Source organism: Nonomuraea sp. NPDC049158, assembly GCF_040648335.1.
Taxonomy (GTDB): domain Bacteria; phylum Actinomycetota; class Actinomycetes; order Streptosporangiales; family Streptosporangiaceae; genus Nonomuraea.
In genome coordinates, this window is sequence record NZ_JBEZDM010000005.1 from 1 (window position 1) to 12,432 (window position 12,432).

The window sequence follows — 12,432 nt, forward strand, 5'->3', positions numbered from 1 at the left end:
GCTCATGACGCCGAAGGGCACCTTCATCATCAACGGCACCGAGCGTGTCGTGGTCTCGCAGCTCGTCCGCTCCCCCGGCGTCTACTTCGAACGCAACGTCGACAAGACCTCGGACAAGGACCTGTACGGCTGCAAGGTCATCCCGTCGCGGGGTGCCTGGCTGGAGTTCGAGATCGACAAGCGCGACAGCGTCGGTGTGCGCATCGACCGTAAGCGCAAGCAGGCCGTCACCGTGCTTCTCAAGGCACTGGGATGGACCAGTGAGGCGATTCTGGAGCGGTTCGGCCAGTACGAGTCGATGCGCGCCACCCTGGAGAAGGACCACACGGCCGGCCAGGACGACGCGCTGCTGGACATCTATCGCAAGCTGCGGCCGGGTGAGCCGCCGACCAAGGAGTCGGCGCAGACCCTGCTGGAGAACTTGTACTTCAACCCCAAGCGCTACGACCTGGCCAAGGTCGGCCGCTACAAGATCAACAAGAAGCTCGGGGTCGGCAGTGAGATCCAGCAGGGGACGCTGACCGAAGAGGACGTCGTCGCCACGATCGAATACATCGTCCGGCTGCACGCGGGCGAGGAGTCGATGCCGGCCGCCGCCGAGGCGCCGATCGACACCGTGATCGTCGAGGTCGACGACATCGACCACTTCGGCAACCGCCGCCTGCGCAGCGTCGGCGAGCTCATCCAGAACCAGGTCCGCCTGGGCCTGGCCCGTATGGAGCGCGTCGTGCGCGAGCGGATGACGACTCAGGACGTCGAGGCGATCACGCCGCAGACCCTGATCAACATCCGCCCGGTCGTCGCGTCGATCAAGGAGTTCTTCGGCACCTCGCAGCTGTCGCAGTTCATGGACCAGACCAACCCGCTGGCCGGCTTGACGCACAAGAGGCGTCTGTCCGCGCTGGGTCCGGGTGGTCTGTCGCGTGAGCGGGCCGGCTTCGAGGTTCGTGACGTGCACCCGTCCCACTACGGCCGGATGTGCCCGATCGAGACGCCGGAAGGCCCGAACATCGGCCTGATCGGCTCGCTGGCCTCTTATGGCCGGATCAACGCCTTCGGTTTCGTCGAGACGCCGTACCGCAAGGTCGTCGACGGCAAGGTGACCGAGCAGATCGACTACCTGACCGCCGATGAGGAAGACCGTTTCGTCAAGGCGCAGGCCAACACGATCCTCAACCCGGACGGCACGTTCGCCGACGCGCGGGTCCTGGTCCGCACCAAGGGCGGCGAGACCGAGCTGGCGCGGGCCGACGAGGTCGACTACATCGACGTGTCGCCGCGTCAGATGGTGTCGGTCGCCACCGCGATGATCCCGTTCCTGGAGCACGACGACGCCAACCGCGCGCTCATGGGCTCCAACATGCAGAGGCAGTCCGTGCCGCTGCTCAAGAGCGAGGCGCCGCTGGTCGGCACCGGCATGGAATACCGTGCCGCGACCGACGCGGGCGACGTCATCAGCGCCGAGAAGGCGGGTGTGGTCGAGGAGGTCTCCGCCGACTACGTCACCGTGATGAACGACGACGGCACCCGTACGACTTACCGAGTCGCCAAGTTCAAGCGTTCCAACCAGGGCACGAGCTTCAACCAGAAGCCCATCGTGGCCGAAGGCGACCGGGTCGAGGTCAACCAGGTCATCGCCGACGGTCCCTGCACCGACAGCGGTGAGATGGCCCTCGGTAAGAACCTGCTCGTGGCGTTCATGCCATGGGAAGGCCACAACTACGAAGACGCGATCATCCTGTCCCAGCGACTGGTCCAGGACGACGTCCTGTCCTCGATTCACATCGAGGAGCACGAGGTCGACGCCCGCGACACCAAGCTGGGCCCGGAGGAGATCACCCGGGACATCCCCAACGTCTCCGAAGAGGTCCTGGCCGACCTGGACGAGCGCGGCATCATCCGCATCGGCGCCGAGGTCGTACCCGGCGACATCCTGGTCGGCAAGGTCACGCCCAAGGGCGAGACCGAGCTGACCCCGGAAGAGCGGCTGCTGCGCGCGATCTTCGGTGAGAAGGCCCGCGAAGTCCGCGACACCTCGCTGAAGGTGCCGCACGGCGAGCAGGGCAAGGTCATCGGCGTCCGCGTCTTCTCCCGCGAGGAGGGCGACGAGCTGCCGCCGGGTGTGAACGAGCTGGTCCGTGTCTATGTGGCCCAGAAGCGTAAGATCACCGACGGCGACAAGCTGGCCGGCCGGCACGGCAACAAGGGCGTCATCTCCAAGATCCTGCCGGTCGAGGACATGCCGTTCCTGGAGGACGGCACCCCGGTCGACATCATCCTCAACCCGCTGGGCGTGCCCGGCCGGATGAACGTCGGCCAGGTGCTGGAGACCCACCTCGGCTGGATCGCCGCCCGCGGCTGGGACATCTCCGGCGTCCAGGAGGCCTGGGCCGAACGGCTGCGTGACAAGGGCTTCGACAAGGTCGCCCCGCGCACCAACATGGCCACCCCGGTCTTCGACGGCGCCCACGAAGAAGAAATCGTCGGGCTGCTCGACAACACCATCGCCAACCGCGACGGGGACCGCATGGTCCAGCAGAGCGGTAAGGCCAAGCTGTTCGACGGCCGCTCCGGCGAGCCGTTCCCGTACCCGATCTCGGTCGGCTACATCTACATCCTCAAGCTGCTCCACCTGGTCGACGACAAGATCCACGCACGTTCGACCGGCCCCTACTCCATGATCACCCAGCAGCCGCTCGGCGGTAAGGCCCAGTTCGGTGGCCAGCGCTTCGGTGAGATGGAGGTGTGGGCTCTGGAGGCCTACGGCGCCGCCTACGCCCTCCAGGAGCTGCTGACGATCAAGTCCGACGACGTCCTCGGCCGCGTGAAGGTCTACGAGGCGATCGTCAAGGGCGAGAACATCCCCGAGCCGGGAATCCCCGAGTCCTTCAAGGTCCTCATCAAGGAAATGCAGTCGCTGTGCCTCAACGTCGAGGTGCTCTCCAGCGACGGCATGTCCATCGAGATGCGCGACACCGACGAGGACGTCTTCCGCGCCGCGGAAGAGCTCGGCATCGATCTGTCCCGGCGTGAGCCGAGCAGCGTGGAAGAAGTCTGAGGGGGAGATCGCACAAAATGCTAGACGTCAACTTCTTCGACGAGCTCAGGATCGGCCTCGCGACGGCCGACGACATCCGTCAGTGGTCGCACGGCGAGGTGAAGAAGCCAGAGACCATCAACTACCGCACCCTCAAGCCGGAAAAGGACGGGCTCTTCTGCGAGAAGATCTTCGGTCCGACCCGCGACTGGGAGTGCTACTGCGGCAAGTACAAGCGCGTCCGGTTCAAGGGCATCATCTGTGAGCGCTGTGGCGTCGAGGTGACTCGCGCCAAGGTGCGTCGTGAGCGGATGGGCCACATCGAGCTGGCCGCGCCCGTCACGCACATCTGGTACTTCAAGGGCGTCCCGTCGCGCCTTGGCTACCTGCTCGACCTCGCCCCGAAGGACCTGGAGAAGGTCATCTACTTCGCGGCGTACATGATCACGCATGTCGACACCGAGATGCGTGAGCGTGACCTGCCGTCGCTGGAGGCGAAGATCTCCGTCGAGCGGCAGCACATCGAGCAGCGCCGTGACGCCGACGTCGAGGCCCGGCAGAAGAAGCTCGAAGGCGACCTGGGCGAGCTTGAGGCCGCGGGCGCCAAGGGCGACCAGCGCCGCAAGGTTCGTGAGGGCGCCGAGCGCGAGATGCGTCAGCTTCGCGACCGGGCCCAGCGCGAGCTGGACCGGCTCGACGAGGTCTGGAGCCGCTTCAAGAACCTCAAGGTCCAGGACCTTGAGGGCGACGAGCTGCTCTACCGAGAGATGCGCGACCGCTTCGGCCGCTACTTCAAGGGCGGCATGGGCGCGCAGGCGATCCAGGACCGCCTGATCAGCTTCGACCTCGACGTCGAGTCTGAGAACCTGCGCGAGACGATCCGCAGCGGCAAGGGCCAGAAGAAGGCCCGTGCGCTCAAGCGGCTCAAGGTCGTGTCGGCGTTCCTCAACACCACCAACTCGCCGCGCGGCATGGTGCTCGACTGCATTCCGGTCATCCCGCCGGACCTGCGCCCGATGGTGCAGCTCGACGGTGGCCGGTTCGCGACCTCGGACCTGAACGATCTCTACCGCCGGGTCATCAACCGGAACAACCGCCTCAAGCGTCTGCTCGACCTCGGCGCCCCCGAGATCATCGTGAACAACGAGAAGCGGATGCTCCAGGAGGCCGTCGACGCGCTGTTCGACAACGGCCGTCGCGGTCGCCCGGTCACCGGTCCCGGCAACCGTCCGCTCAAGTCCCTCAGCGACATGCTGAAGGGCAAGCAGGGCCGCTTCCGCCAGAACCTGCTGGGCAAGCGAGTCGACTACTCCGGCCGTTCGGTCATCGTCGTCGGCCCGCAGCTCAAGCTGCACCAGTGCGGTCTGCCCAAGCAGATGGCGCTGGAGCTGTTCAAGCCGTTCGTGATGAAGAGGCTGGTCGATCTCAACCACGCCCAGAACATCAAGTCGGCCAAGCGGATGGTCGAGCGGGCGCGTCCGGTCGTGTGGGACGTGCTCGAAGAGGTCATCACCGAGCACCCCGTGCTGCTCAACCGCGCTCCGACGCTCCACCGCCTGGGTATCCAGGCGTTCGAGCCGCAGCTGGTCGAGGGCAAGGCCATCCAGATCCACCCGCTCGTCTGCACCGCGTTCAACGCGGACTTCGACGGTGACCAGATGGCCGTGCACCTGCCGCTGTCGGCTGAGGCCCAGGCCGAGGCACGCATCCTGATGCTCTCGACCAACAACATCCTCAAGCCGGCCGACGGCAAGCCCGTGACGATGCCCACCCAGGACATGGTCATCGGCCTCTACTGGCTGACCACCCACAAGGACGGCGCCACGGGTGAGGGCCGGGTCTTCGGCTCGATCGCCGAGGCCCAGATGGCCTTCGACCGCCACGAGCTGGACATTCAGGCGAAGATCCAGATCAGGCTCAAGGACGTCCTGCCGCCCCGTGAGTGGGTCGCGCCGGAGGGCTGGGAGCAGGGTGACCCGATCCGCCTGGAGACGACGTTCGGCCGGTGCCTGTTCAACCAGACGCTCCCGGCGAGCTACCCGTTCGTCAACTTCCAGGTCGGCAAGAAGCAGCTGTCCACGATCGTGAACGAGCTGGCCGAGACCTACCCCAAGGTCGACGTGGCCAACTCGCTCGACGCGCTCAAGGACGCCGGCTTCCGCTGGGCGACCCGTTCCGGCGTCACGATCTCGATCGACGACGTCGTCGCGCCGCCGAACAAGGCCGACATCATGGAGAACTACGAGCGCCGGGCCGACAAGGTCCAGCGCGAGTACGAGCGCGGCCTGATCACCGACGAGGAGCGCCGTCAGGAGCTCATCGAGATCTGGACGCACGCCACGGCCGACGTCGAGACCGACATGGTCAACGCCTTCCCGGCGACCAACCCGGTCTGGATGATGGTCAACTCCGGTGCCCGAGGCAACAAGATGCAGGTGCGTCAGATCGCCGGCATCCGTGGCCTGGTGTCCAACACCAAGGGTGAGACGATCCCGCGTCCGATCAAGGCCTCGTTCCGCGAGGGCCTGTCGGTGCTGGAGTACTTCATCTCCACCCACGGACAGCGGAAGGGTCTGGCCGACACCGCCCTGCGTACCGCCGACTCGGGTTACCTGACCCGTCGTCTGGTGGACGTCGCGCAGGACGTCATCGTGCGTGAGATCGACTGCGGCACCGACCGCGCGGTCCCGCTGCACGTCGGCGAGCGGGACTCTTCGGGCAACCTGGTCAAGGCGGAGAACGCCGAGTCCAACGTGCACGGCCGCATCCTGGCCGAGGACGTCGAGGTCGACGGCAAGGTCATCGTGGCGGCGGGTGTCGACATCAACGACATCCACGTCACCGCGCTGGTCGAGGCCGGCATCGAGACCGTCCGCACGCGGAGCGCGCTCGTCTGCGAGGCCAAGATCGGCGTCTGCGCGACCTGCTACGGCCGCTCGCTGGCGACCGGCAAGCTCGTCGACGTCGGCGAGGCGGTCGGCATCATCGCCGCCCAGTCGATCGGCGAGCCGGGCACGCAGCTGACGATGCGTACCTTCCACACCGGTGGTGTGGCGGGCGCGGACATCACCCACGGTCTGCCCCGTGTCCAGGAGCTCTTCGAGGCGCGCATCCCCAAGGGTGTCGCCCCGATCTCCGAGGCCGAGGGCAGGGTCCGCATCGACGAGACGGACAAGTCGCGCAAGCTCGTCATCACTCCGGACGACGGTTCGGAGGAGATCGCCTACCCGGTCTCGATGCGTTCGCGCCTGCAGGTCTCCGACGGCCAGCGTGTGACGGTCGGCCAGCAGCTGGTCGCCGGTGCGGTCAACCCCAACGAGGTGCTGCGCATCCTCGGCCCGCGGGCCGTGCAGCTGCACCTGGTGGCGGAGGTCCAGCAGGTCTACCGCTCGCAGGGTGTGTCGATCCACGACAAGCACATCGAGATCATCGTGCGGCAGATGCTCAAGCGCGTGAACGTGCTGGAGTCCGGCGAGACCGACCTGCTGCCCGGCGAGCTCGTCGAGCGCCCGCGCTTCGAGCAGATGAACCGCGAGACGGTGGCGGAGGGCGGCGCTCCGGCCGCCGGTCGTCCGGTGCTCATGGGCATCACGAAGGCGTCGCTCGCCACCGAGTCGTGGCTGTCGGCGGCCTCCTTCCAGGAGACGACCAGGGTCCTGACGGACGCGGCGATCCACGCCAAGTCCGACTCGCTCCTGGGCCTGAAGGAGAACGTCATCATCGGTAAGCTCATCCCGGCCGGTACGGGCATGCCCCAGTACCGCAACATCCGGGTCGAGCCGACCGAAGAGGCCAAGGCGGCCATGTACACCGTTGGTGGATACGACGGTTCCGCGGCCGACTACACCTTCGGCACCGGTAGCGGCGAGGCCGTTCCGCTGGAGGAGTACGACTTCGGGCAGTACAACCGCTAGTCGCTCTTTGCGGCACCGCGCCCGGATCTTCGCGATCCGGGCGCGGTGCTTTTTTGTCAGCACGGTGGTTGTGCGCCGCTACGTGTGCTCTCTGGGCCGTTTGGGGGGTTGGAGGGTGTGCCGGGATCGCCACGCCGGTCCAGGGGCGCGGTGCGCCGGTGCAGCGCCGCGCGCGGCATCCTGGCGAACCGCGACGAAACACTCCGCGGGCCGGATATGATAGGCGCGGAGCAGTAGCCGGGCATGCATCGAAGAGGCCCAGCGACCAGCAGTAGTGGCAGAAGCGTTGTCCGCTTTGTCGCGCTGCTTTGACGTGTCGCGTGGGCCTGGGTAGTCTAGAGCATCGTGCCCGTCGTTAGCGGGCTCTCGGCTGTGCGCTCATATATGGGAGCGCCGGACGGCTTCCTGGCTCCAAGTCCCTGCGGATGTGTCTGTGCGAAGTGCGCGACACGCCCGAGCGCGGGGGCGCCGAGACGGGGAAAACCAGCAGGTCATGACACCGGCAGAACCTGCGAATGAACAACAGACGTATTACCGGCCAAGGCACGAAACGGAGTGGCAGTGCCCACTATTCAGCAGTTGGTCCGCAAGGGCCGGCAGGACAAGGTCGCCAAGACCAAGACTCCTGCCCTAAGGGCGAATCCGCAGCGGCGAGGTGTTTGCCAGCGCGTTTACACCACGACCCCTAAGAAGCCCAACTCGGCACTGCGCAAGGTGGCCCGTGTGCGGCTCACCAACGGCATCGAGGTCACGGCGTACATCCCGGGTGTGGGCCACAACCTGCAGGAGCACTCCATCGTGCTCGTGCGCGGCGGTCGTGTGAAGGACCTGCCGGGTGTCCGCTACAAGATCATTCGCGGTTCGCTGGACACCCAGGGTGTCCGCAACCGCAAGCAGGCTCGCAGCAAGTACGGCGCGAAGAGGGAGAAGAGCTAACTATGCCTCGCAAGGGTTCTCCCGGCCGCCGTCAGCTCATGTCTGACCCGGTTTACAGCTCGCCCCTGGTCACCGCTCTGATCAACAAGGTGCTCCTGGACGGCAAGCGTTCCATCGCGCAGTCGATCGTGTACGGCGCCCTTGAGGGCTGCAGGGACAAGACGGGCAACGACCCGGTCGTCACCCTGAAGCGCGCGCTTGACAACGTCAAGCCGACCCTCGAGGTCCGCAGCCGTCGCGTTGGTGGCGCGACCTACCAGGTGCCGGTCGAGGTGCGCGCCGCGCGCAGCACGACCCTGGCCCTGCGCTGGCTGGTGCAGTACTCCCGCGCCCGCCGCGAGAAGACCATGACCGAGCGCCTCATGAACGAGCTCCTCGACGCCAGCAACGGCCTCGGGGCGAGCGTCAAGAAGCGCGAGGACACCCACAAGATGGCCGAGTCCAACAAGGCCTTCGCCCACTACCGCTGGTAACCCCGGCGGGTTCGACGAGACGACGAGGACGCGAGAGAAGTGGCCGCAACGACCGCCCTTGACCTGGCGAAGGTCCGAAACATCGGGATCATCGCCCATATTGACGCGGGTAAGACCACCACGACTGAGCGCATCCTGTTCTACACCGGCATCAACTACAAGATCGGTGAAGTCCACGACGGCGCAGCCACCATGGACTGGATGGAGCAGGAGCAGGAGCGTGGCATCACGATCACGTCTGCCGCGACGACCTGCGAGTGGGCCGGTCACACGATCAACCTGATCGACACCCCGGGCCACGTCGACTTCACCATCGAGGTCGAGCGCAACCTTCGTGTCCTCGACGGTGCGGTCACCGTGTTCGACGGTGTCGCGGGCGTCGAGCCGCAGTCAGAGACGGTGTGGCGTCAGGCCGACCGCTACAACGTCCCCCGCATCTGCTTCGTGAACAAGATGGACCGCGTCGGCGCGGAGTTCCACCGCTGCGTCGACATGATGGTCACCCGTCTTGCCGCGACTCCCGCGGTCATCCAGCTTCCCTGGGGCGTCGAGGCCGGCTTCCGCGGCGTCATCGACCTGGTGAAGATGAAGGGCCTGCTCTGGAGCGAGGACGCGGCCAAGGGCGAGATGTACGACGTCGTCGACATCCCGGCCGACCACGCCGAAGCCGCTCGCGAGTGGCGTGACAAGCTCGTCGAGACCGTCGCCGAGAACGACGACGAGATGATGGAGCTCTTCCTCGAGGCCATCGAGCCCACCGAGGAGCAGCTGGTCGCGGCCATCCGCCGCGCGACGCTGTCCAGCGCCATCAACCCGGTTCTCACGGGCACCGCGTTCAAGAACAAGGGCGTGCAGCCCCTGCTCGACGCGGTGATCGCCTACCTCCCCGCGCCGACCGACATCCCCGCCTTCGAGGGCCACGCGGTCGGCAACGAGGAGAAGGTCGTCGTACGTCACGCGGACCCGGCCGAGCCGTTCTCCGCTCTCGCCTTCAAGATCGCGAGCGACCCGCACCTGGGCAAGATCACCTACATCCGCATCTACTCCGGCACGCTCGAGTCGGGTTCACAGGTCGTGAACTCGGTGAAGGGCAAGAAGGAGCGGATCGGCAAGATCTACCAGATGCACGCGAACAAGCGTGAGGAGCGCCCGGTGGCCTCCGCCGGTCAGATCGTCGCCGTCATGGGTCTCAAGGACACCACGACCGGCGACACCCTGTCCGACCCGGCCAACCAGGTCGTGCTCGAGTCGATGACGTTCCCGGCTCCGGTCATCAACGTCGCGATCGAGCCCAAGACCAAGGGCGACCAGGAGAAGCTGTCGACCGCGATCCAGCGGCTGGCCGAGGAGGACCCGTCCTTCCAGGTCCGTCGTGACGAGGAGACCGGCCAGACGGTCATCTGGGGCATGGGCGAGCTTCACCTGGAGATCCTCGTCGACCGTATGCGTCGCGAGTTCAAGGTCGAGGCCAACGTCGGTCGTCCGCAGGTGGCCTACCGCGAGACCATCCGCCGCACGGTGGACAAGCTCGACTACACCCACAAGAAGCAGACGGGTGGGTCCGGCCAGTTCGCGCGGGTCATCATCAAGCTCGAGCCGCTGGGCGAAGGCAACGACGGCTACGAGTTCGAGAACAAGGTCACGGGTGGTCGTGTCCCGAGGGAGTACATCCCCTCGGTCGACGCGGGTGCCCAGGAGGCCGCCGAGTTCGGCGTGCTGGCCGGCTACCCGATGGTGGGCGTGAAGGTGACGCTGATCGACGGTGCCGCGCACGACGTCGACTCCTCGGAAATGGCCTTCAAGATCGCCGGCTCGATGGCCTTCAAGGAGGCCGCTCGCAAGGCCGACGCTGTACTCCTCGAGCCGATGATGGCCGTTGAGGTCACCACGCCCGAGGACTACATGGGTGACGTCATCGGAGACCTCAACGGTCGCCGCGGGCAGATCCAGGCGATGGACGAGCGGGCTGGCGCCCGTGTCGTCTCGGCGCTCGTACCGCTTTCTGAGATGTTCGGCTACGTGGGCGACCTGCGTAGCAAGACGCAGGGGCGCGCGAGCTACAGCATGCAGTTCGACTCCTACTCGGAGGTGCCCCCGGGCATCGCCAAGGAGATCGTCGCGAAGGCCCGGGGCGAATAGTCCCGGGACCCCCGGCTGGGCCTCGCCCAGCCGTCAAGGGGCTTCGGCCTCTGGTGGGGCGGTGCGAGCCGCCTCATCGCTTAGGGGTTCGGGATCACCCGGGCCCGAGTGTGTAGACGAAAGTCAGACAGATTCTCAAGGAGAGAACCAGTGGGCAAGGCCAAGTTCGAGCGGAACAAGCCGCACATGAACATCGGCACCATTGGGCACATCGACCACGGTAAGACCACGCTCACCGCGGCGATCACCAAGGTGCTTCACGACCGTTTCCCCGAGCTGAACAAGGCGACGCCGTTCGACAAGATCGACAAGGCGCCCGAGGAGAAGGCCCGCGGGATCACGATCTCCATCGCGCACGTCGAGTACCAGACCGAGAAGCGCCACTACGCCCACGTGGACTGCCCCGGTCACGCCGACTACGTGAAGAACATGATCACGGGTGCCGCGCAGATGGACGGTGCGATCCTCGTGGTCGCCGCCACTGACGGCCCGATGCCGCAGACGAAGGAGCACGTCCTCCTGGCCCGCCAGGTCGGCGTCCCCTACATCGTCGTGGCGCTCAACAAGTCCGACATGGTCGACGACGAGGAGATCCTGGAGCTCGTCGAGCTCGAGGTTCGTGAGCTCCTGTCCGCTCAGGAGTTCCCCGGCGACGACCTGCCTGTCATCCGCGTCTCCGCGCTCAAGGCTCTTGAGGGCGACCAGAAGTGGGCCGACAGCATCATCGAGCTGATGGACGCGGTCGACGAGAACGTGCCCGAGCCGCCCCGTGAGACGGAGAAGCCGTTCCTCATGCCGGTCGAGGACGTCTTCTCGATCACCGGTCGTGGCACGGTCGTCACCGGTCGTATCGAGCGCGGCATCGTCAAGGTCAACGAGCAGGTCGACATCATCGGCATCAAGGCCGAGAAGACGACCACCACCGTCACCAGCATCGAGATGTTCAACAAGATGCTCGACGAGGGTCAGGCCGGCGACAACGCCGCTCTGCTGCTCCGCGGCATCAAGCGGGACGACGTCGAGCGCGGCCAGTGCATCATCAAGCCGGGCACGACCACCCCGCACACCGAGTTCGACGGCCAGGTCTACATCCTGTCGAAGGACGAGGGCGGCCGCCACACGCCGTTCTTCAACAACTACCGCCCGCAGTTCTACTTCCGTACGACTGACGTGACCGGTGTCGTGCACCTCCCCGAGGGCACCGAGATGGTCATGCCGGGCGACAACACCGAAATGCGCGTTGAGCTGATCCAGCCCATCGCCATGGAGGACGGTCTGAAGTTCGCGATCCGTGAGGGTGGCCGCACCGTCGGCGCCGGCCGGGTCATCAAGATCATCAAGTAGTACGATCGCGGGGCGGCGGCCGGCCCTCGGAAGAAGGCCGACCGCCGCGCCACGAGGGCAGGAGTCCCTACGGCTTCCGCCCTCAGGCTCCACGGGAAAGCCGTGATCTCGCAGTGGCTTCGGAGTGACCGAAGTAACTGCCGGATCACGGAAGAAAACGGCAGATCGACAACGTCTGTCACGTGGGGCCGTGCGGGTTCGACCCGCACGAACAGCGGCAACAGGCCGCACGATACTTTTTCAGACGACAGCGAAGGACACCGAGGCCACTATGGCGGGACAAAAGATCCGCATCCGGCTTAAGGCCTATGACCACGAGGTCATCGACAGCTCGGCCAAGAAGATCGTCGAGACGGTGACGCGGACTGGCGCGAAGGTCGCGGGCCCGGTGCCGCTGCCGACCGAGAAGAACGTGTACTGCGTCATCCGCTCGCCGCACAAGTACAAGGACAGCCGCGAGCACTTTGAGATGCGCACGCACAAGCGGCTGATTGACATCATCGACCCGACGCCCAAGACCGTCGACTCGCTCATGCGGCTCGACCTCCCCGCGGGCGTCGACATTTCGATCAAGCTCTGAGGGAACGCA

Annotated in this window: 7 protein-coding genes; all 7 read left to right on the forward strand. The window is 66.0% G+C overall.

Annotated features, from left to right (window positions below):
• Positions 1-3,058 (forward strand): DNA-directed RNA polymerase subunit beta (rpoB, locus tag AB0B61_RS12810; protein WP_358431402.1); only part of this gene is annotated, 3,058 nt, incomplete at its 5' end.
• Positions 3,059-3,075: 17 nt separating this feature from the next.
• Positions 3,076-6,951 (forward strand): DNA-directed RNA polymerase subunit beta', encoded by a 3,876-nt coding sequence (locus tag AB0B61_RS12815; protein WP_358431403.1) that lies wholly within the window; start codon positions 3,076-3,078, stop codon positions 6,949-6,951.
• Positions 6,952-7,512: 561 nt separating this feature from the next.
• Positions 7,513-7,887 (forward strand): 30S ribosomal protein S12, encoded by a 375-nt coding sequence (gene rpsL / locus AB0B61_RS12820; RefSeq protein WP_214633169.1) that lies wholly within the window; start codon positions 7,513-7,515, stop codon positions 7,885-7,887.
• Positions 7,888-7,889: 2 nt separating this feature from the next.
• Entirely contained in the window at positions 7,890-8,360 is a 471-nt protein-coding gene (rpsG, locus tag AB0B61_RS12825; RefSeq protein ID WP_138670613.1) for a 30S ribosomal protein S7, read from the forward strand.
• A 39-nt stretch (positions 8,361-8,399) separates the two neighbouring features.
• On the forward strand, positions 8,400-10,499 hold the full coding sequence (gene fusA, locus AB0B61_RS12830) for an elongation factor G (protein ID WP_358431405.1): 2,100 nt from the start codon (positions 8,400-8,402) through the stop codon (positions 10,497-10,499).
• Between the two features lie 150 nt (positions 10,500-10,649).
• Positions 10,650-11,843 (forward strand): elongation factor Tu, encoded by a 1,194-nt coding sequence (tuf, locus tag AB0B61_RS12835; RefSeq protein WP_358431407.1) that lies wholly within the window; start codon positions 10,650-10,652, stop codon positions 11,841-11,843.
• Positions 11,844-12,114: 271 nt separating this feature from the next.
• The gene (gene rpsJ / locus AB0B61_RS12840) at positions 12,115-12,423 is read left to right on the forward strand and encodes a 30S ribosomal protein S10 (RefSeq protein ID WP_012887830.1); all 309 of its coding nucleotides are present in this window, start codon (positions 12,115-12,117) and stop codon (positions 12,421-12,423) included.
• Positions 12,424-12,432: the final 9 nt, after the last annotated feature.

Excerpts from the sequence above, each read along its gene's own strand:
- rpsJ (WP_012887830.1), top strand. The coding sequence starts at position 12,115 with ATGGCGGGACAAAAGATCCGCATCCGGCTTAAGGCCTATGACCACGAG.
- rpsG (WP_138670613.1), top strand. The coding sequence starts at position 7,890 with ATGCCTCGCAAGGGTTCTCCCGGCCGCCGTCAGCTCATGTCTGACCCG.
- AB0B61_RS12815 (WP_358431403.1), top strand. The coding sequence starts at position 3,076 with ATGCTAGACGTCAACTTCTTCGACGAGCTCAGGATCGGCCTCGCGACG.